The following is a 20,964-nucleotide window of genomic DNA, read 5'->3' as shown; positions in this document are numbered from 1 at the left end:
CAGCACTCATTCACTCATTCACTCAGTTACTCATTCAATCTATCACTTGATCAGCTTGCGTAACTTTACAGCATAATACTTAGCTGTAGCTGTCAGGTATTCCTTAATCTCCGCAGCGAAGGTCTGCTTTTCGGCGTCTATGTTCAAGAAGTCTGAATAGGAAACAACTTCTGCCTTGTCGAAAAGTTTCTCGAAGGAGTCAAAATCCTTGTCTGTCATGGTGTTTGCGTGATAGACGAAGGTCACCATACCGTCGGAGGTGTCTTTCAGGCTCTTGCCCTTGCTGACTGAGATGGGATAGAAGGTGATGCCGTTCATCTCATAGGGACGTGTGCCGAAGCCATCTGTTATCTTGGTAAAACCGTTCTTTTTCAAAGCGACAAGAGTGTTCTTGTCATAGGAATGTGACGGTGCCATGAAAAAGTCGGTGTTAATTCCGTTGGTTCTAAGAATACGCTTGCCGTCTCTGATCATCTTGTCCTGCTCTGAAAGAGAGAGGCCTGCGAATTCTGATTTGTGATTAAGAGGGAATATTCCGCCCTTTCTTGTGGTATAGAGGTGGTTGAAGCCGTGCATGGCAATAAGCCAGCCCTCTTCTTCAAGGAGCTTCAGATATTCATAGTAGCCTTTCCTTGGTGTCTGAATCTGCAGCTTTCTGTCCTTATTATCAGGTACCACTCCGATAAGGGGCTTAACGCCATGCTTATCAAGTATAGCCTTGAACCGCTCAAACTTAGCCCAGTCCATATCCGGAGTTATATCATCCATTCGAATACTAATTCTCATCCAAATTCCCTTTGATTATATCATACTGAATCTATATTTTCGCCTCATCCCCACAGCCTGATACATTCCTCATGCCCGAATCTCCCAAGCTTAATGAATCCTTCCTGACAACTCCCCAAAAATCCCCATCCTTAACCCATCCCCCAAGGATTGATGTTAAGAACGCAGCCGAGAGTACACTTTATCAATTCCTGTAAGTTATCTATACACAGGACAATGCTGACAGAGCGTGGATGGGTGGCTTGCAGTAATAAAAATTTTGTCTTATAACACTGAGGTGAATTTATGAGCGCCGCAGACAGTAAGTCCTTCGACTGTTCTGAACAGGTGTGAAACGAGAAGGACTTGCTGGATGGGGTGCCATAAATTCCCGATGGGTTATGACAAAATCTTTATTACTGCAAACCAGTCAGCCACGCTCTGTCAGTATTGTCCGTCCTATATAAATTTACAGGTTGGCTTTGTACCACTCGATGGCAAGTTCAATTCCTGCCTTGAAGTCATAAGAAGGGTCATAGCCGAGGTTCTCGCGTGCCTTGGTGATGTCGGCGTTGGAATCACGGATATCGCCTGCGCGAGGTGGTCCGAAGATTGGCTCTACATCCATGCCAAGGGCATCTGTAAGATGATGATAAACATCGATAAGGAACTCTCTTCCGCCGGCTCCGATGTTGTAGGCTTCTCCTGCTGCATCTGAGGATGCAAGGCAGGCACGAAGGTTTCCTTCGATAACGTTGTCTACATAAGTGAAATCTCTAGACTGCTTGCCGTCGCCGTTAATTGTAGGTGTCTCGCCGTTCATAAGCTGACGAAGGAACTTAGGGATAACAGCGGCATAAGCTCCGTTGGGATCCTGTCTTCTTCCGAATACGTTGAAATATCTAAGGCCGTAGGTATCAAGGCCGTAGAGCTTCTTGTAGAGTTTGCCGTACTCTTCATCTGTCTTCTTGGTAAGAGCATAAGGTGACAGTACGTTGCCTTCCTGACCTTCCTTCTTGGGAAGCACTGTGGAATCGCCGTATACAGAGGAGCTGGAAGCATAAACGAACTTCTTTACTCCGTTCTGTCTTGAAGCCTCCATCATGTTAAGAGTTCCTCTGATATTGATCTCCTCGTACAAAAGAGGCATCTCGATACTTCTGGGAACTGAGCCCCAGGCTGCCTCGTTAAGTACATAGTCAACACCCCTGGTTGCTTCCATGCAGGCATCAAGGTCTCTGATGTCCTTCTCAAGGAAAGTAAACTTCGGATTGCTCATAAAAGGCTGGATGTTCTCAATATGGCCTGTGGACAGGTTATCCATACATCTAACGGTATAGCCCATATCAAGAAGCGCCTCACAAATATTGGAACCGATGAAGCCTGCTCCGCCTGTTACCAGGAAAACAGAATCTTCAGGAAATTTTAACTCTTTGAAACTCATAAATGTTTATCCTTTCAAAACTAAATTAAAGTCTCCAGTAATCAAACTCAGGAGCCTTGTAATCCTCAAGATTATATACGGCCTTAAGATCCATGAAGATCTTGGTCTTATGTGAAGGATTGTAATATCCTGCGATATCTGCGGGCTTAAGCTTCTTGAACTCCTCGTGAGATACTGCCATGATCACAAGATCCATATTCTTAAGGTCGTCAAAAGAGTTGAACTCAATGCCGTAGAGTCTCTTAGCCTCATCTGAATCAGCCTGAGGATCTACTACAACAGGTGTGATGCCGTACTCGCCAAGCTCGTTGTAGATGTCGATGATCTTGGTGTTACGGGTATCGGGGCAGTTCTCCTTGAAGGTAAATCCAAGGATAGCCACCTTAGCGTTTTTAACAGGAATATCATTGGCAATAAGTCTCTTAACTGCTGACTCTGCCACATATTTGCCCATATCGTCGTTGATACGTCTTCCGGAGAGGATGATCTGTGAATGATAGCCCAGCTCCTCTGCCTTGTAGGTGAGATAGTAAGGATCTACACCGATGCAGTGTCCGCCAACAAGTCCGGGGAAGAACTTAAGGAAGTTCCACTTGGTTCCTGCTGCGTCAAGAACGCTCTTGGTATCGATGCCCATCTTATGGAAAATAATGGACAGCTCATTCATGAAAGCGATGTTGATATCACGCTGTGAATTCTCGATAACCTTGGCTGCCTCTGCAACCTTGATGGACTGTGCCTTGTATACGCCTGCAAGAGCAACCAGCTGATAGATGTTGGCTACTTCTTCAAGGGTCTCCTCATCCATGCCTGATACGATCTTGGTGATGGTATCGAGTCTGTGAATCTTGTCACCGGGGTTGATACGCTCAGGTGAATATCCAACCTTGAAATCTACGCCGCACTTAAGTCCGGACTCCTCCTCAAGGATGGGAACACAGATATCCTCTGTTACTCCGGGATATACTGTTGATTCATATACTACAATTGAACCCTTGGTGAGATATTTACCAAGAGTACGGCTTGCGCCCTCAACCGGTGAAAGATCCGGTGTATGATCATCATTAACGGGTGTAGGTACCGCAACAACATGGAACTTACACTCACGAAGCTTCTCGGGATCAGCAGTAAATTCAACTGTTGTCTCCTTGATGGCATCATTGCCCACTTCTCTTGTGGGATCGATTCCCTTTTTATACAGATCAACCTTGGCTGCGTTAAAATCATATCCTACAACCTTGATTTTCTTTGCAAAAGCAACTGCTATAGGCATGCCGACATATCCAAGTCCTACCAGTGACAGCTTTTCTTCGCCCGCAAGGAGCTTCTCATATAAACTCATCGTGTTTCCTCCACACTTAAATGTTTCTGTATCTATTTTTTTACATACATAGGATATTATACTACTCTTGTCAATCTTATCAAAATTTGGACGGTTGTGAGTCAATGGGGACGGTTGCGAGTCAATGGGGACGGTTCTCGCTGACTCACGGAGCGAGTCAGCAAGAACCGTCCCCATTGACTCACAACCGTCCCCATTGACTCACAACCGTCCACCTCTCATGAAATCTCTCTCATATACGCCTCAACAACCTTCTTCCTGTCAAAGTGTTCCTCCACCCATTTTCTGCCGGCAGCTCCCATTGCCTGCCTCTCTTCCACAGACAATCCCATGAATCTGTCCATGGCTGCAAACAGTGCTTCTTTATCCCTTGACCTGAACAAGATTCCCGACACGTCACGGTTAACTGTCTCTTTACATCCGCTGATGTCCGATGCGATCACGGGTCTTCCGGTGGCTGCTGCCTCCATCAGGACGTTGCTCATTCCCTCGTGATAGGAAGGGTGAACGATGGCATCTGCCTCTCTTATATAAGGATGAATGTCCTTCTGATAGGGGATCATCTTGAAATATCCGAGCTTTTCTGCCTCTTTGACCTGAGCCTCATAGTCGTCGTCAAAATAGCCTATGGCGCAGATTGAAACCTTGTCGCCGTACTTCTCATGGAGCTTTTTTGCAGCGTATAGATATTCATCGGTGCCCTTTTCCTTCATAAGGCGTCCGATATACAGAAATCTCGTGATGTCGTCCTTATGTCCCGGATACTCTTCAAAACGGTGCTTCTCAAGATTAACTCCTGAGCCGCTCACGGTAATGTGCTTCCGAGCCTTTATTCCGTGTTGCTCAAAAATAGCTCTGTTGGCATCGTTCTGGAACACCAGGCATTTGCATTTCTTAAGCGCTGTCTTGTACATGGTGACTATGAGCTTAAGCAGTACTCCGCCCCTTTCGAAGGTTGATCCAAGTCCCGTGATGGTGCAGATATAAGGCACCTTCAGCTTTTGGCAGACGTATCCGCCATAGATGGTGGGCTTGATCGTATAGGTCAGAACGATGTCCGGACGCTCCTCTTTGATAAGCTTTTTATAAGCGCGAACAAGCGCCATATCCTGAATAGGATTGACGCCTCTTCTGTTAATATCTGTATGGATGACCCTGCAGCCCTCTTCCGTAAGCTGCGCGGTCTTCATTTCATCGGGAAGGCTGAGCACAACATCGTAGCCTTCCTCCAACAGTTTCAGTAGCAACTCGTTCCTGAAGTCATAGAGACCACTGGAGGAGTTTCCAAGTATAAGTGCCTTTGGCATAAATATCACCTTTTTCCCTAATTATCTAAGAAGCCTTTCCTCGGGCATTACGCAGATCTCATTGTATTTCATCATGTATACACCTTCTCTGTAATCACCGATCCTTATGGGGTTCTCGTCGCCCTTGAGGTTTCTGATGATCTGACGGGGCACATTGACGCCGCACTCGTAGGCATGAGGATATCCGCCGCCAAATCTCGGGTTAACCTCGGACAGATACCAGATGTCATTCTCTTCGTCATGGAAAAGATCTATGTCAACAATTCCTGTATATCCGATGGTCTCAACGAAGTAAATGATCTGCTTGAAGATGTTCTCATTGATCACGGATACGGACTTGTCGGTCTCTCCGGCTCTCATCTTGATCTTTTTCTTAAGGAAGATCGAGGTGCACTTCTCGGAGATAAGGTCGATGTACACATCTGCGCCGTACTCCTGACCTCTCATGTATTCCTGGATCATCAGATCGTCATAGTCGTGGAAAAGAGCTGTCAGCATCTCCATGGACTCAACCTTATTGATATTTATGGAAGCGCTGCCTCTCCTTGGCTTGACAAATACAGGAAAATCGATGTCACCCTCTTCTCTTGCATTTAAAAAGTCCTCAATGGACAGATAGCACTTGGCTGTAGGAATGCCAAGCTTGATCAGCATCTCATACATCTTGTATTTATCAAGGCTGGTCTCGCACAGCTCATAGGAAGGCACGATGGGTGTTGTGCCTATAGCTGTGAACCTGTCTGCATTCTTGGCAAGAAGAGAGAGCTCAGGGTCGATGAGACTGAATACTCCGTTGATCTTCTCCTTTTTGCAGATATCAAGGATCCTGTCGATGTACTTAGGGTCGTCGATTCTTGGAACGATGGCTGCCTTGTCTGCATCATAGATAGCAGGGCCAATGTTGGAGCAGTCCGTTGCGATCACGTTGCCGTTGTTGGCAATCTCTTTTCTGAAGGCCTGTACCACCTTGTTTCTTGTTCCTGCACTTAAGATTAAAATGTTAATTTCCATAGACTTAATCCTTCGTCAACTTTCCGGTTCTTTCGAGCCTTTCTTTTCTTATCTGCGCAAAATTGCCTTCGACCTTGTTTGTATCCTCTGCCACCTGGTCGGTGTGGCCAAATACCGTTTTAAAAGTCATTCCGATGACCTTGAGATCCATGAGAAAACTCAGGTTCTCAACGTAGGTTGCATCAATCTCAAACCTCGTATCCCAGTCAACGGTGTTGCGTCCGCTGGCCTGTGCCAGGCCCGTAAGTCCGGGGCGAACGGTGTGACGCAGCTTCTCCCTCTCGGTGTAATAGGGCAGGTACTCAACCAGAAGAGGTCTTGGCCCTATAAAGCTCATATCGCCTTTTAATATGCAAAAGAGCTCCGGAAGCTCGTCAAGACTTGTTTTCCTCAGGAACTTACCAAAGGAAGTTAGCCTGTCCTTGTCGGGAAGGAGCTTACCCTCTGAGTCCCTGGCATCGGTCATGGTCCTGAACTTGTACATGTTAAAGATCTTCTCGTCCTTGCCCGGGCGTGGCTGCTTGAACAAAACAGGGCTCCCCAGCTTCACCCTCACCAAAATGGCAAGAATAATATACAGCCAGCAAAACAGAAGTAGTATTACCAATGAAATAATTATATCAAATAATCGCTTTATATACCTCTTATACAAGATTATCCTCCGGTATCAGTAATATTTAGATCATCACACAAAATCCGCATGATTTCTCACATAATTATCAAATCTCGGCAGATAAAGGGAAATATGACCATACTGCGATGTATTAAGAAGTCCTTTTCTCTTTAATCTGTCTCTGTAAACAGAAAACTGTGATGTGGACATATCAAGCTTCTCACGGAGAATGCTGACATTAGTTTCCCCGGTCTCCACCATCTTACAGAGCACTCTTTTGTCAGTTTCGGATAGTTCTGACCATATTTTATCGTAAATATACTCTTCAAGGTACTGATCATATTCAGGAAGGATATCCTCAAGATTTCTGTCCTTGCTGTCCCACATAAGATACCCCAGCACCTGAAATGCATAGGAATAACCCTTGGTGAGCTTTGCCATTTCTTCAGCTCTCTCGTTTTCCAGCTCAAACACCTTTTTGTAATGAGCAACAATCGCAGTATAATTCAGTGGCTCAAGCACTATCTTAGGAGCCCTGTACAGGAATGTAAGTGTCTTTTCATTCTGAAGGTCATAAATATTGTCATAGAGTCCTGTCATGATCAGATACACCTGATAGCTTTTCCTTAAGTATATCTGAAATGCAGCTGCAAAAACTTTCACATTAGGGGTGTTAGTAACTTCGTCAACGGTTATAAGGAGCCTTTTGCCTGCCTTAGTCAGATGCTCAAGCATTCTGTCCACAGCCACCTCGTAATCCGTAACCGGCGCCGCATTCTCTATTGATGCGCCAAGTCCCAATGCCGAGAAGTTCAATTTAGCCTTGATAAAAAGAGCATGTAACTCCGGAATTGCATAGAGATTCGCCGCCAAAGCTGCCAGCATATCCCTCTCAGGACTCAGCTCCAATACTATCCAATTCTTTTCACTGCGAAGCCTCTCTGAGATATCAGTCATCAGTACCGTCTTGCCACAGCCTCGTATTCCCGTCAGCATAAATACCTGATTGGCGGATCTCTCAGCAGTAAAGCTCTCAAGTATCTGATTCGTCTGCGTGATTCTGGAGATGTACTGCGCAGGTGTTGTTCCAAATGATATGGTAAAAGGATTTGGCATTTTATACCTCTTTATATCTCTTTATATCTTTTTATATGTTGCATTTCCCTTTTATATCTTTTTATATCTTCTGATTCAATTTTATATCTTTTTATATCTTCCCTGCAACCACAAATCTACACTAATTGAGTTCCACATCTCTGATTGTCCCAAGCGCCTCCGCAGCAGAGAAGATCTCTAGTGTACTGTTGTATTAACAAATCTACACTATTTGGGTTCCACATCTCTGATTGTCCCAAGCGCCTCCGCAGCAGAGAAGACCTTTAGTGTACTGTTGTATTGTCAGATATGCATTTATTGAAACCTTGTGTTTGCCTGTACCGAGCGCCTCCGTAGCAGAGAAAAGCCTGAGTATAAAAAAACACGTCGATTTCGGGGCTGCGTAGACAAGACCAATGAAGTGTGAGTGCCTTATGCACGAAGCACTTCATGTCCTGGGCTCGTCGAAGCGTTTAGCACCGTGAGACGTGTTTTTTTATACTCAGGCTCTCCCCTGCGGAGGGGGCGCGACCTCACTCAACACTATTCAAAGCATTTCTTTATAACTTCAATGATCACATCCTGCTGCTCAGGCGTCATTTTGTTGTCGGAAGGAAGGCACAGGCCGCGCTCGAAGATATCCATACCCACATCAGGCGTAACCCCCTCATCAATGTAGGCATTACTTCTCGCTCTTCCCTGTCCGCTCGCCGTAATAAAAGGATTCATCCTGTAAACCGGCTGCATATGCATCGGCTTCCAGATAGGACGTCCCTCCGCATTGATTGCAGCGATCTTCTCAAGTATCTCTGTAGGGCAGCTCTTACGTGCCTCCGTCACATAGAGTGCATCCTTCTCGCCTCTGACCTGCTTGCACATAGCATCCTTGTCGATGATAAGGCAGGAGAGCCAGTAGTTGGGCTCGCTGTTTGCGAAATCTATAGGATTCATGGATACCGGAAGGCCCTTAAGTCCCTCTTTGTATCTCTCATAAATAGCTTTTTTCTGGGCGATATGCTCACCAAGATATGGGATCTGTCCCCTTACAACTCCGGCGATAACATTGCTCATACGGTAGTTGAAGCCCAGCTCCTCATGCTGATACCAGGCAGCGTCCTCCCTGGACTGGGTGGACCACTTGCGGACCTTGTGGGCGTCCTCCACATTGTCTGTAAGGAACATTCCGCCTGAAGATCCTGTGATTATCTTGTTTCCGTTAAAAGAGATAATGCTGTAATCTCCAAATCTTCCTGTCTGAACACCCTTGTAGGTTGCTCCCAGTGACTCGGCGGCATCCTCCACAATAAGAGCTCCGTGCTTATCACAGACAGCTCTCAGCTCATCAACCTTGCCGGGAGTTCCGTAGAGGTGAGCGATCACCACCAGCTTTACCTCAGGGTATATCTCAAAGGCCTTCTCAAGAGCCTTGGGATCCATGTTCCAGGTGTCATACTCGGTATCGATAAACACTGCTTCTCCGCCTTCATAGGCCACGGGATTGACGGTGGCATCGAAGGTCATATCGGAGCAGAATACTTTTTTACCCTCCAGAGATCCATGTCCAACTCTCGGAAGTCCATAGAGCCTCTCACCTGCCAGCTTGATCGCAAGGTGAAGCGCAGCTGTTCCCGAAGAAAGAGCCACCGCATCCTTGCAGCCGATAAACTCTGCGATCTGCTTCTCCGATTCATTTATGTTGGCGCCTACCGTACTCATCCAGTTGGTTTCATAGGCTTCCTGCATATACTTAATCTCATCTCCATGCATAGTCGGAGATGACAGCCATACTTTTTTCTCAAAAGGTTTAATTTCCATAAAATTCTCCTCTTAGGTGCCTGTCACTTTGCTATACTAAAGTGCCTGTCACTTCATCACGCTAAAGTGCCTGTCACCATTTAGCCGTTAATTTCCTCGGCGGCCTTGTTCAGGGCTTCCTTTCTCTCCCTTGTCATTACATATCTGTGGACATCGGGGTGATAGGTCTCTACAATCTCCTTCACAAGCTCGCGGATCTCAGGAGCCTCTTCTCTGGCGGCTCTGTTGAGCTTCTCAAGCTGAGCGAAAAATCTCATCTCATCCATATCGATAGGCTTACCGATGTGGATCATTCTGTTGGCTGTGTCCTGAAGGCCCTCCTCGTCCATGAGCATCTCCTCATAGAGCTTCTCGCCGGGGCGAAGTCCGGTGAACTCGATTCTGATGTCCTCGCCCACCTTGTAGCCTGAGAGCTTGATCAGGTTCTCGGCAAGATCCAGGATCCTTACGGGCTCACCCATGTCCAGAACGAAGATCTCTCCGCCCTTGGCAAAGGCTCCCGCCTGAAGTACCAGAGATACTGCCTCAGAAATGGTCATGAAATAACGAATGATGTTAGGGTCCGTAACTGTAACGGGACCTCCGGCCGCTATCTGCTTCTTGAAAAGAGGAATAACCGAGCCGTTGGAGCCAAGGACGTTACCGAATCTTACCGCAACGAACTCAGTTTCATAATGCTTGTTAAAGGTCTGAACTATCATCTCGCAGATACGCTTGCTGGCGCCCATGATATTGGTGGGGTTAACAGCCTTGTCTGTGGAGATGAGAACAAACTTCTTACAGCCGTTATTGGCTGCTGCCATGGCAGTTTTCCAGGTTCCGAAGACGTTGTTCTTGATAGCTTCTCCCGGGCTGTCCTCCATAAGAGGCACGTGCTTGTGAGCAGCTGCGTGATATACGATATCAGGCTTGTATTCGTCAAAAATATTGTTGATCCTTAAGGTATTTCTTACTGATGCGATAAGCACCACCAGATCCAGCTCCTTGTACTTGTTCTTAAGTTCCTGCTGGATGTCGTAGGCATTGTTCTCGTAAATATCAACAATGATAAGTCTCTTGGGTCCGTGGGATGCGATCTGTCTGCAGAGCTCTGAGCCGATGGATCCGCCGCCTCCCGTTACCATAACCACCTTGTCCTTCACATAACCTGCGATGGAATCGATGTCAACCGCAATGGGGTCTCTTCCGAGAAGGTCCTCAACCTCAACATCACGAAGTCTTGATACATTGACCTCGCCGTTAACCAGCTGGTACATTCCGGGAAGTGAACGAAGCTTACAATCTGTATCTTTACATATATCAAGGAGCTTCTTCATCTCAGCCCTTGATACCGAAGGAATTGCCACGATTATCTCGTCAATATCATAGAGATCTGCACACTCAACGATCCTGTCTCTGCCTCCCACAACTCTGATTCCCTGGATGTACTTGCCCCATTTGTTGGAATCATCGTCGATGATGCACTTGATGGACATGGTGGAATAGTTGCTGGTAATAATCTCCTTGATGATGATGTTAGCCGCTTCACCGGCGCCTATTATCATAACCGCCTTGGAGTTGTGCCTGTTCTCCGCTCTGTGCTTCTGACTGCGAAGGAACCTGTAGGAGAACCTGCTGGCGAAGATAAATGTCAGCAGGAAAAAAGCATACAGGAAATAGTAACTCTGAGGCACCGGCTGTGTATGTGACTTGAAAAACTGAAGTCCGATGGCGTTAATAACACCTGAGAGAGCACAGCCCATAACCAGGTTCTGCATCTCACGCTCTCCGGCATAGGCCCAGAGGCTGTCATAGAGCTTGAAGGCATAGAACACAACCAGCGTGATGATAATATTTATCGGCAAAAACTTTGTTACCGGATTCATGAAGTGATCCGGGATCTCATCTATGTGAAAATTGTACCTCAAAAGAATCGCGATATAGCTGGCAGCGATGACGCTGATAATATCGTAGATTATCAGTCCTGTTCTTCTGTATAATTTGGCATAATTAAAGGGTTCTTTTTTCATTTATTCAACGTTTCCTTATAGGTAAGTCCTGCAAACGCAAGCATAAGTGCCACTGTCATGGGATTGCACAGCTGGAACACCCACTCAGATATTCCCGCAAAAGCAAAAGCCATTATAACAGCAAATATTAACAGCAGTATAGGGTTGGTACTGTGATTTTTCTTGTAGATTGAAACTCCCAGAACCGCTGCTGTAATCAGTACCACAATAAACAGCATTCCCACCGGCACTCCGTTGTCGTAAGCCACCTGCATATAGGTGTTGTGGGCGTGAACTGCGATCTCTCCGTTGGGAAGGAGGGCTCCCATCTCATCATGTCCCGTAAGGTTCAGTTCCTTTGCATAGGACTTAAATATGGTTATCCTTCCGTTGGAAAGCATATCAAGTCTGTCGGTGGTGTCAACATAGCCGCCCATTTCTTCGGAGATGATATGGCGCTCAGCCTCTGTTCCGGGAATAGCTACCAGGAGCCTGTCTGCCGGAGCAGTCACTCCTTCATCGTTTCTACCCTGATCATCGGGTGTATCCTGGGAAGAGCCGCTGTTTTGCTCCTCGAACTCGAAGCTCTTGTCACCGTTAAATCCATAGTTGTCATAGATAGGCTTGCCTTCGCTGTCATAGTTGTTGACATCGATAGGATAGTTATAGTCTCCAAGACTTACGCCAAGAATCTTCTCAGCAAAAAGTCCTGCGAATCTCTCAACACACATAAAGTTGGTGTTGTCCCAGTCTGCTCCGCCTCTTACAAGCACATCCGTATCGTCAATGACATAGAATGTAGGCTTGGCAACAATGGCAGGAATGAGTCTCTGCAATGTAAAGGCCCCGGGGAAGCAGATAATAGCTGCTGCCGCCATAAGAGCAACGATCCTGATGAACTGCTTCTTGTGAACGGAGACAGTCACCAGCAGCACTGCGATCACGGTAACGGCGATGGCCAGTATAGCAGTCCTTGATACCGTAAATATCGCATAGGATATGATCCAGCCAAAGAGGACGATTTCCTTCCAGGCGGATTTAAAGAGGACAACAATGCCCATTTTCCTAGGTATAGCAACAATCTTGGCAACCAGCATAACCGTAGCCACTGCTGCCATAAGCGACAGATACTCGGCTGTGACGGTTACTGTGTGGAAGATAAAAGCAAATCTTCCGCTGACAAAGCCCGCAAAATATCTGTGCAGAAGACTAAATACCAGTGATAAGAGAAAGTTGACCATAAGGCCGCCCGCAAGAACCTTGTACCAGTTCTTTCTTCCCTTCCATCCCGCGATCCTAAGATACAGACACACGAATACGACTGACAGGGCAACTCCCCACCATCTGGTGTTCCTGAATATTATAAGCGCTGCCATGAATACCAGAAGAAGTATCGCAAAAGCAGAAATAGTGGTCCTGTCTTCCTCATGGCCTATAATGCGAAGCGCCTTTTTCCTGATAAGCGCGATGGCCCTTCTCACAAGACTTATAACAACGAAGCCGCCCAGGATAACGATGATGATGCCGTACTTGAGGGCCATGTTGTGAAGGTCGTACTCTTTTTCCGTCTCAGCAAGGCGATGAACGCCGTAATATCTGATCCCCGCTACCAGGGAAGCTGCAAGCCACACAAGATTGGGGATATTGAAGGCCTCTCTGAAGGTGAAGGTGAGCAGCATCGTGATTATGAGCCAGATGACCATCCTTCTCTCGGAAAGGGTGTGATATATGTCGTAGAGGTCGTTCATGTAACAGCTTGCATACCACAGGGACATTGCGATTGAGAACATCATAAGGCAGTCCCTTGGCCTATCCGCATTGTCAATACTCTGCCAGAAGGATACGCCCACATTCTGTTTGACCACATTGTGGTTGATGGCGTAGAACCCTATGCCTGCGCAGATGATAAGTCCGATCTCGTAAAAGATGATATCCGTCGCACGAGCATCAAAAAGCTTAAGCGGAAATACCATGATCATCAGCGTCAGAAAAACAATCGCATTAAGCGGGTTAGCCACATACTTTATCAGCTTTCCAATAGTAAGAAGCGTGTTCTTCTCAGGCTTTTTCCTGAAATATATAGTCTCTGCAAGTATCAAAGCAAATGCGATAGCTGCAATAATTCCGATGCACTTAAGTGACCTTGACCTGGACATGGGCACCTTGTAATTGTAATAGCATGCAGCGTGTCTTCCCGGAATCTCAGCCCAACGAGAGTACAGGCTTCCCACATATTCGGGATTCTCCGGAATATCCTCAAGACTTAGCATATATTTGGATCTGCAGGACTCGAACAAAAGATAATACTCCTTGCCGGGTTCCACATCAATCTCCATGGGGACATTGACATAGGCAGGCAGCTGATAATCCGCCGTATCCACAGGAACCTTAACAAGCTCTTCGTTATTCTCGTTCCTGACCGCCACGCTGATATATCTGCCGTTGAGCATCTCGGAGACATATACGTCCACGGACCTTAGTCTGTCGAAACGGGTGACAAACTTCTGAACCGCATTGTTCTCAAGATTGACGGTAACGGTCTCCTCCAGGAGATTGCCACCGGCTGAATATTCGAAGGTATCAGCAAAAATCCTGAGGGGCCATATGGTCATTATGCAAATAAGTGTAAGCAATAGAATTGTCACTTCTATTGCCGTCTTCCTGGTTATTATTCGTCTCATTTATCTATTCCCGATAGTAATTTTAAGCCTAAAAAGCCATCATTAAATATTATCACAGAATGAGGTTCTTATACAACCTTGGCCGGGGCCGCTCCAAGCCTTCTGTTGCACAAAAGAAGCGGAAGACACAGCCACAGATATACCACGTATCTCACAAGGTATGTAGGACCCAGCAGCACCGTAAGGAAGGTCAGCACCATGGGTAAAAAAGGTATGATCCCCTTGAAATCCCTGATGCGAAGCCTGTACAGCAGCACAAACAGATAGATAAGGAGCATCATTCCCGGTGAAAACAGAAGGTACAAAACCTTGGCATCATCATGGAAGGTTCCGATGGAAAGGTATCTGTAGAGACTGTCAATCACAGGGATAAAGCTGTGCCTCTCTCCGGGCTGTTCCACCTCATATCCGAAATAGGAGGAATGCTCATAGGTGAACGTGAACATGGTTCCGCCCTTGTATACGTTGATATTGGCCGGCGGATATACATATCCGTAGGAGGTAAGAAGCCAGGCGTTCAGATACACAATGGGATGCTTCTTAAACAGCTTCCACCACAGTCCCCAGAAACCTGCCTTGTTCTGCTCATAGTATTCGTTGTTAAAATCCACCTTCACAAGGTCCGACACTCTCTCGGTGTACTTCTCAAGATTAGCCTCCGGAATATAGGAAACCAGCGTGTCAATATCCTCCTGCGACATGGACTGCCTATCGTATTTGCAGACTCTTGCCATCTGCATAATAGGAACAGTCAGCATCTCCTGATGGTGCGTTCCCTCTGATGCAAAGACCGCCGCCAGCACACTGTTGAACACAAGATATGCTATGACCGGGATCACCAACAGCACCGACAGCTTTCCAAACAGCTTTTTGGTATCAACATGTTTCCACAGATAGATAAGTCCAAAGGGAATAAACACAAGATACGCATAAAAGCCGTTGTGCCTGAAGCACGGCATCAGGAAGGCAGTTATACACAGGGCTGCAACTCTGCTCTTTTTCTGTATAAAAAGAGCGGGATCATCAGTAAGCTGAGCCAGCAGCACCGTAAGAAGAAGGAGAAACGCCGAAAACAGCCCGTCCTTACTTGAGCAGAGCGTATACATGACTATCGTTGGGAAAAGACCGTAATACAAGGTCCACAGAATCCTTGACCTCTTGCCGATACCTCTTTTATGCAAGTACATAAGTGTATAGGCGAAGATTGCAGTAATTATCAGCATCTGGAAAACTATGTAGGTGAAAATACCAAGATTCCAGGAGCCTGTGGCTTTATGAACAAAGGCTATGATGCCTCCGAGAAGCAGCACATGAAGAAGCGGGTGATGTGTAGAAAAACTCCTTGTAAGCACCTCGCTTAGCTCATCCTGTGCATCGTACACGAAGAATCCCGGGAACTCCGCCAGAAGAACCGGCAGGTTCATAAGGGCCAGCGCTCCCCAGGTGATGAGATAATCTGCCGACGTAAAGGGAGAACTCTCGATCACGCCACCGGGCTCTTTGGCCACATTTGTCTGAAATAATCCAAACAGCTTGGCTCCCTGCCTCTGGGCGTCATAATTTCTCCAGACGTACCTGGTATCGACGGTGATGATTATCATCATGCACAGCATCGTCAGCATTGCATTCCGGTCACTCAGATTGATGCAGTCATTGTTTTCAAGCTGATAACCAAGCACGAAAAAAAGTCCCGATAAAACGCCAAATAAGCCTGACAAAAGCCAGGCTGATATGACATTTTTTTCCTGTTTAATTGTGTTCCCCGTATTTAAGTCAGGCCTCATCCTCTTCATCTCTTGTTGTCTCGCGAATTACATACTGAGGGTTCTTGTTCTGCGCGATGTATATTCTTCCAACATACTCCCCGATCATACCTTGCATGAGCATCATCATTCCCCCAATGAACATGATTGCACTCATCATGGCTGAGAAACCAACAGGGACGTTGGGATTAACAAATTTCTTGATAACTGTGTAAATACCGTAGAGTATACCCACTACCGCAAAGATTCCGCCGGACATGGTGGCTATTCTTAAGGGCTTGATGGAAAAGGCGGTAAAGCCGTTGATCCAAAGGGCTATGAGCTTGCCAAGGGTATAGCCGCTCTCTCCCACCTCTCTCTTTCTGTGGGTAACGTCAACATTGACGATGTTTCTGGTGGTTCTAAGTACCAGGCCTATTACGTAGGGATAGGAGCTCTCATAGGTGAGCATCTGATCAACTACAAATCTCCTGGCTATAAAATAACTGGATACGTACAGGTCCTTGGGTTTACCCAGCATTGCACTTGCCATCCACTCATTCATGGCTGTTCCGAAGTTCCTGAAGAGGCTGTGCTGCTTGTTGGCATATCTTGCATAGGCAACATCGGCGCCTTTGGCCACGGCATCTATCAGCTTGTCAGCTTCATCCGCAGGGGTCTGTCCGTCGTCGTCAAGACAGATGACATATTCGCCCTTGCTGGCTCTAAGTCCTGCCATGAGAGCGGCGTGCTGGCCGAAGTTCTTGGCGAAGTTGATTCCTGTAATAACATCTTTCCTCGGGCCGTTACACAGCTCCTTGATCTTCCCCCAGGTGTTGTCGGGGGAGCCGTCGTTAACAAGGATTATCTCGTAGGAGTAGCCCCTTAATTTATCTTTTTTCATTGTAGCTGCTATCTCGTCTATAACACTCTCAATGGTGTTCTCGGATCTGTAGCAGGGAATAACGTAGCTTATCAGGTTCTTGACCATCAATAAAAATCTGCCTTTCAATCAGTTTCTTTGGATTACTCTTTTAAAATTTTCTCCATCAATATCATATCACTTTTTTCACCATCACTACACTCCACTGCGGGCAGATCCTGTATTTTAACAAAGCCGCCGTACTCATAGCTCTTTCTGGCCACCTCATTGGAAGTGAAAACCCGAAGGATCAGCTTCTTGATGGGAGTGTTCTCCTTCACATATTCCGTCGCAAGAACGGCGGTCTCATTGCCATAGCCCTTGCCTACTGCGTCGTCCTCTCCGATGAAGATCCCGTACTCCGCCTCGGTCCTGTCTTCATTTCGGAAAATAAAGTACACGCTGCCCACGGGTCTGTGATCTCTGTCGTTCTCGCAGATGATGAGCTGCAGCACCTTGCCGGTGTCCACCTTCTCTTTTAACCAGTTCTCATGGTGCGGTGCCGTAAAGGTTTCTCTGTATATAAAGTGACTTCTCACTCTTTCGTTGTTTCTCCATTTGATAACGAGATGTGTATCGTCTCTTGTTATCTTCCTGAGGGATATGTTTTTTCCCACTGCCAAAAATCTATCTTCCATTTTTCACCTTTTATTCTTCATAGCATCAGAATTAGCCAAGTCATATTATTCAGATACATAAACGCTGTATATTCCGAATACTTCCTCCACGGTATCAACCCGCGATACCGTAACGGTCTTACCCTTGGAAGCATAGTAGTCCACAAGCCAGTCAGTATCCGTATCAAGGTTCTGAACAAAATAAACTCCCGGCGAAACCAGCGCTTCTTCCATGGAGGAATAGCCTCTGTCATGTAGCTTTTTTACGCTGAGAGGACTCTTACTTGCCCAGCCCCCAAGAAGGTCGTGGTTATAGCCGCTGTTGCCGACGCCGCCAAACATCTTCTCTGAATAGGTTGCTTCGTCGTTACCGGTTACTGTAGCGAAGGAGACGCTGGTGTACACGTCGATAAGGTAGTAATTATCGCTCCTCTCCTTCATGTATTCGTTAAGGGTCTCATATCTGGTAAGGGATGAGGTTCTCCTGATGAGCTCTCTGTCAACCACAGCGACTTCATAAGGCATTCCCACGAAGACCGCCACAGTCGAAGCGCACATAAATCCCAACAGTACCCTGTCAAAAAACGGTTCCTTGTCCTTGCTGTAACTTCCGCGAAGGCAGTACAGAGCAAGTATCATACCTGCCAGGATGAGAATCTCCAAAAGATACAAAGGATGTGTGATCCTTATGGGATCTCTTCCCCTTACGATTATATACATCCACAGACTCGTCCTGCAGGCAAACACCAGAACCAGCAATAGGAGCGATGCGACCGTTTTCTTCATATCCCAGTTAAAGGCGCCAAAACAGCCGATAAAAGCTGCCACGTACAAAATAAGTACCGGTATGTTCCAAGGAAAATCCGTCATCGGATACTCATATCCCTTAGGTGCAGATACATGGCACAGTCTGTAGAAATAGAGTCTTGCAGCCTCTGCAATACGGGTTCCCATAGGCTTTTCGTCAGTTCGTATGGTAGCTGCGTAGTCTGCGATCTGCCCCAGCATCCCGGCATCAATGCTCTCATCCAGTCCGAAATTGTAGTTAAGAAGGAGTTTCTGGGAGCTCTCACTCATTCCTATGCTGTCGTAGAAGGCCTTGTTCTCATTGTAATCAGGTATACTCTGGAAATCGTAGAGTTCCGTTCTGTTCTCAAAAAGAGTCGTGAACTCCTTCCATTCAGGTGACAAATATGCCAGCTTGTTGATCGCAAGGCATACCAGAATCCCTGAGAGGATTCCAAGGCAGAGGTTGAGATACTTAATAAAATAGTTCCTCTTTTCCTGATAGGAGCTGCCCTCCGCCGACTTCATGCCGCTCAGATCTATCTCGAAGCATACCAATACATACTTCATAAGAATCGCCACCAGAACCATCGGAAGCGTCAAAAGAAGCATCTCAGACCTGATGCAAAAAGCTGCCAGGAGCAGAATAAGCGGAACCACATACATGTTGTTCTCATCATCTTTTTTGGTAAGTATCAAAAATGCTGCGGTGGCCGACATAAGCCCGCAGGTCACCGTGTACTGAACATACACCAGATGCGGAAGGAACAGTCCCAGGACAATACCCGCTTCAAAGAGAAGGAATATTATCTTTTTCCAAAAGCCCTTCTCGGAAAAGGCCAGTGCATCCACAGTCCTCTTGATGATGAGTGCAAAACATCCGTATTGGATCACACATAAAAAGATGCCGTACCAGGGAAGCGCTCTCGCCACCTTGTAGAACAGGGAAATGAGAGCACTGATCGGGTATAGCATCTGAATATTGTGGCCCTCCGGCACGCCGGTGTAGCTGCCGGAGAGTATATCTTTGATTAAAACATCGTCGTTCAGGTCATAATAATAGTCGCCGAAGAAACCTGCAATGACGAAAACGCAGGCGATCAGCACGGCCGTAACTATGTAATTGTCAGTTCTTCGTGTCTTGGCCATGTATACTCCTTAGCTGTCACAGGAACGGTTCTTTTGTCATACCCACTGCTTCAGGTAAACTTGTAGAATTCCTTGACTCTCATGACAACTTCGTCCAGATCCTCATCTGTGAGCTTGTAATACATAGGAAGACGAAGGAGTCTCTCGCTTTCCTTGGTTGTGTATCTGTCCTCTCCGCTAAATACGCTGTACTTAACGCCTGCCTTGGAGGAATGAAGAGGAACATAGTGAGAAGCGGGAAGAATGTCATGACCTGTGAGGTAATCAATAAGTCCCTTTCTCTCCTCGAAGTCCTTGCACTTGATGTAGTACATGTGCGCGTTGTGAACGCATTCCTCAGGAACTACAGGAAGCTCGATAAGGCCGGCTTCCTTAAGAGGCATAAGAGCCTCATTGTATCTGTTCCAGTGATCCATTCTGGCATTGTTGATCTCATCTGCGAGCTCAAGCTGTGCATAGAGGTATGCGGCGTTCATATCACTTGGAAGATATGAAGAGCCGGGCTCGATCCAGCTGTACTTATCAACCTTGCCAAGCTTGTACAGGGTTCTGTTGGTTCCCTTTTCTCTGATGATGATGGCATCGTCCACATAGGTCTCGTCGCGAAGAAGCAGCGCTCCTCCCTCGCCCATGCTGTAGTTCTTGGTCTCATGGAAGCTGTAGTTACCGAAATCTCCGATGGCTCCCAGCGCCTTGCCCTTGTAGGTGGACATTACACCCTGAGCAGCATCCTCGATGACAAGAAGGCCGTGTCTCTTTGCAATATCCATTATGGTATCCATCTCACAGGCAACTCCCGCATAGTGCATGGGCACGATTGCTCTTGTCCTTGGTGTGATGGCCTGCTCGATAAGGTTCTCATCGAGGTTCATGGTATCGGGTCTGATATCAACAAATACAACCTTGGCTCCGCGAAGAACAAAGGCGTTAGCTGTTGATACGAAGGTGTAGGAGGACATGATGACCTCATCACCCTCTTTTATTCCTGCAAGAAGTGCAGACATCTCTGTAGCATGAGTGCAGGAGGTTGTAAGAAGTGCCTTGCTGCAGCCGGTCTTAGCCTCGATCCACTTGTTGGCCTTCTCTGTATAGGGGCCGTCGCCGCAGATCTTCTGATTCTCTACGCACTCCCTGATATATTCGAATTCTTTGCCTGTGTAGGGTGGTACATTGAAGTTTATACGCATATTTCAGTCCTCAATCCTTCTTTTTGAAAACAATCAGTTTGCTGATAACATAGTTAAGTGCTATTACGATAAAGGTTGCTGCCAGCTTCACAGGCATTGATGGGAAGCCCAGCATATTAATGAACACCAGGATAATAATATCTTCAACCACCAGTGTAAAAAGTCTTCCTGCAGTAAATGAGCCTGCCTGTTTCAGAAATTCCCCTTTGGTCTCAACATGACCGTCAAAAACCCAGGTTCTATTGGTAAAAAACTGGAAAGCCACGCAAATGATCCAGTCAATGGTGTTATTAAGCACCGCATTCATATGCAGCACACTGTCCATGAACCAGAACAGGAAAATGCTCAGAAAGAAAGCCAGTCCACCGAAAAACAGGTACATAAGGCCTTCCTTGTGCTTGGTATAAAATGGTTCGAAAATATTCAGTACAGGAAGAGACATGATCCTGTCAAAAATATCCTTCTTTTTGGTTGAATTCTCCATAAAAGTTTTATTTACT

At 46.5% G+C, this 20,964-nt stretch carries 16 protein-coding genes; all 16 read right to left on the bottom strand.

Annotation, left to right across the window (positions count from 1 at the left end; genetic code table 11):
• Positions 1 to 42: 42 nt before the first annotated feature.
• Positions 43 to 786, bottom strand: coding sequence for a DUF2334 domain-containing protein (locus tag NXH67_RS05515; protein WP_272796702.1), 744 nt, complete (start codon positions 784 to 786; stop codon positions 43 to 45).
• Positions 787 to 1,234: 448 nt separating this feature from the next.
• Positions 1,235 to 2,209 (bottom strand): SDR family oxidoreductase, encoded by a 975-nt coding sequence (locus NXH67_RS05510; RefSeq protein ID WP_022778586.1) that lies wholly within the window; start codon positions 2,207 to 2,209, stop codon positions 1,235 to 1,237.
• A gap of 25 nt (positions 2,210 to 2,234) precedes the next feature.
• Positions 2,235 to 3,551, bottom strand: a complete 1,317-nt coding sequence (locus NXH67_RS05505; protein ID WP_272796701.1) for a nucleotide sugar dehydrogenase — start codon at positions 3,549 to 3,551, stop codon at positions 2,235 to 2,237.
• Positions 3,552 to 3,769: 218 nt separating this feature from the next.
• Positions 3,770 to 4,858: a glycosyltransferase family 4 protein gene (locus tag NXH67_RS05500; protein WP_272796700.1), complete on the bottom strand. Its 1,089-nt coding sequence runs from the start codon at positions 4,856 to 4,858 to the stop codon at positions 3,770 to 3,772.
• Between the two features lie 21 nt (positions 4,859 to 4,879).
• Positions 4,880 to 5,869 carry an ATP-grasp domain-containing protein gene (locus NXH67_RS05495; RefSeq protein WP_272796699.1) on the bottom strand — a complete coding sequence of 330 codons (990 nt, stop codon included), beginning with the start codon at positions 5,867 to 5,869 and terminating at the stop codon, positions 4,880 to 4,882.
• A gap of 4 nt (positions 5,870 to 5,873) precedes the next feature.
• On the bottom strand, positions 5,874 to 6,521 hold the full coding sequence (locus NXH67_RS05490; RefSeq protein WP_022778590.1) for a sugar transferase: 648 nt from the start codon (positions 6,519 to 6,521) through the stop codon (positions 5,874 to 5,876).
• 33 nt (positions 6,522 to 6,554) lie between these two features.
• Positions 6,555 to 7,598, bottom strand: coding sequence for an ATP-binding protein (locus NXH67_RS05485; protein WP_272796698.1), 1,044 nt, complete (start codon positions 7,596 to 7,598; stop codon positions 6,555 to 6,557).
• Positions 7,599 to 8,120: 522 nt separating this feature from the next.
• Positions 8,121 to 9,392 carry a DegT/DnrJ/EryC1/StrS family aminotransferase gene (locus NXH67_RS05480; protein ID WP_022778593.1) on the bottom strand — a complete coding sequence of 424 codons (1,272 nt, stop codon included), beginning with the start codon at positions 9,390 to 9,392 and terminating at the stop codon, positions 8,121 to 8,123.
• Positions 9,393 to 9,472: 80 nt separating this feature from the next.
• Entirely contained in the window at positions 9,473 to 11,401 is a 1,929-nt protein-coding gene (locus NXH67_RS05475; protein WP_022778594.1) for a polysaccharide biosynthesis protein, read from the bottom strand.
• Positions 11,398 to 14,061, bottom strand: a complete 2,664-nt coding sequence (locus tag NXH67_RS05470; protein WP_272796697.1) for a hypothetical protein — start codon at positions 14,059 to 14,061, stop codon at positions 11,398 to 11,400. The genes NXH67_RS05475 and NXH67_RS05470 overlap by 4 nt, the downstream gene beginning before the upstream one ends.
• Positions 14,062 to 14,129: 68 nt before the next feature.
• Positions 14,130 to 15,854 (bottom strand): DUF6020 family protein, encoded by a 1,725-nt coding sequence (locus NXH67_RS05465; RefSeq protein ID WP_272796696.1) that lies wholly within the window; start codon positions 15,852 to 15,854, stop codon positions 14,130 to 14,132.
• A complete protein-coding gene (locus tag NXH67_RS05460) occupies positions 15,835 to 16,794 on the bottom strand; it encodes a glycosyltransferase family 2 protein (RefSeq protein ID WP_272796695.1) in 960 nt (319 codons plus the stop codon). Before NXH67_RS05460 ends, NXH67_RS05465 begins: the two co-directional genes overlap by 20 nt.
• 35 nt (positions 16,795 to 16,829) lie before the next feature.
• Positions 16,830 to 17,363, bottom strand: coding sequence for a GNAT family N-acetyltransferase (locus NXH67_RS05455; RefSeq protein WP_035788285.1), 534 nt, complete (start codon positions 17,361 to 17,363; stop codon positions 16,830 to 16,832).
• A gap of 45 nt (positions 17,364 to 17,408) precedes the next feature.
• Positions 17,409 to 19,277, bottom strand: coding sequence for a hypothetical protein (locus NXH67_RS05450; RefSeq protein ID WP_022778599.1), 1,869 nt, complete (start codon positions 19,275 to 19,277; stop codon positions 17,409 to 17,411).
• A gap of 50 nt (positions 19,278 to 19,327) precedes the next feature.
• Positions 19,328 to 20,464 (bottom strand): dTDP-4-amino-4,6-dideoxygalactose transaminase, encoded by a 1,137-nt coding sequence (gene rffA / locus NXH67_RS05445; RefSeq protein ID WP_272796694.1) that lies wholly within the window; start codon positions 20,462 to 20,464, stop codon positions 19,328 to 19,330.
• A 10-nt stretch (positions 20,465 to 20,474) separates the two neighbouring features.
• Complete coding sequence (locus NXH67_RS05440; protein WP_022778601.1) at positions 20,475 to 20,948, bottom strand: GtrA family protein; 474 nt, start codon at positions 20,946 to 20,948, stop codon at positions 20,475 to 20,477.
• Positions 20,949 to 20,964 lie beyond the last annotated feature (16 nt).

Origin of the sequence: Butyrivibrio sp. DSM 10294, from assembly GCF_028539135.1 — a bacterium.
Classification (GTDB): domain Bacteria; phylum Bacillota; class Clostridia; order Lachnospirales; family Lachnospiraceae; genus Butyrivibrio.
Note: the sequence above shows the minus strand (reverse complement) of the source record. Positions and strands in the feature narration are given on the sequence as shown.

Coding starts and splice junctions, on each gene's coding strand:
- NXH67_RS05510 (WP_022778586.1), bottom strand. CDS start 2,209: ATGAGTTTCAAAGAGTTAAAATTTCCTGAAGATTCTGTTTTCCTGGTA.
- NXH67_RS05505 (WP_272796701.1), bottom strand. CDS start 3,551: ATGAGTTTATATGAGAAGCTCCTTGCGGGCGAAGAAAAGCTGTCACTG.
- NXH67_RS05485 (WP_272796698.1), bottom strand. CDS start 7,598: ATGCCAAATCCTTTTACCATATCATTTGGAACAACACCTGCGCAGTAC.
- NXH67_RS05460 (WP_272796695.1), bottom strand. CDS start 16,794: ATGGTCAAGAACCTGATAAGCTACGTTATTCCCTGCTACAGATCCGAG.
- NXH67_RS05480 (WP_022778593.1), bottom strand. CDS start 9,392: ATGGAAATTAAACCTTTTGAGAAAAAAGTATGGCTGTCATCTCCGACT.
- NXH67_RS05440 (WP_022778601.1), bottom strand. CDS start 20,948: ATGGAGAATTCAACCAAAAAGAAGGATATTTTTGACAGGATCATGTCT.
- NXH67_RS05500 (WP_272796700.1), bottom strand. CDS start 4,858: ATGCCAAAGGCACTTATACTTGGAAACTCCTCCAGTGGTCTCTATGAC.
- NXH67_RS05475 (WP_022778594.1), bottom strand. CDS start 11,401: ATGAAAAAAGAACCCTTTAATTATGCCAAATTATACAGAAGAACAGGA.
- NXH67_RS05495 (WP_272796699.1), bottom strand. CDS start 5,869: ATGGAAATTAACATTTTAATCTTAAGTGCAGGAACAAGAAACAAGGTG.
- NXH67_RS05450 (WP_022778599.1), bottom strand. CDS start 19,277: ATGGCCAAGACACGAAGAACTGACAATTACATAGTTACGGCCGTGCTG.
- NXH67_RS05470 (WP_272796697.1), bottom strand. CDS start 14,061: ATGAGACGAATAATAACCAGGAAGACGGCAATAGAAGTGACAATTCTA.
- NXH67_RS05455 (WP_035788285.1), bottom strand. CDS start 17,363: ATGGAAGATAGATTTTTGGCAGTGGGAAAAAACATATCCCTCAGGAAG.
- NXH67_RS05515 (WP_272796702.1), bottom strand. CDS start 786: ATGAGAATTAGTATTCGAATGGATGATATAACTCCGGATATGGACTGG.
- NXH67_RS05465 (WP_272796696.1), bottom strand. CDS start 15,854: ATGAAGAGGATGAGGCCTGACTTAAATACGGGGAACACAATTAAACAG.
- rffA (WP_272796694.1), bottom strand. CDS start 20,464: ATGCGTATAAACTTCAATGTACCACCCTACACAGGCAAAGAATTCGAA.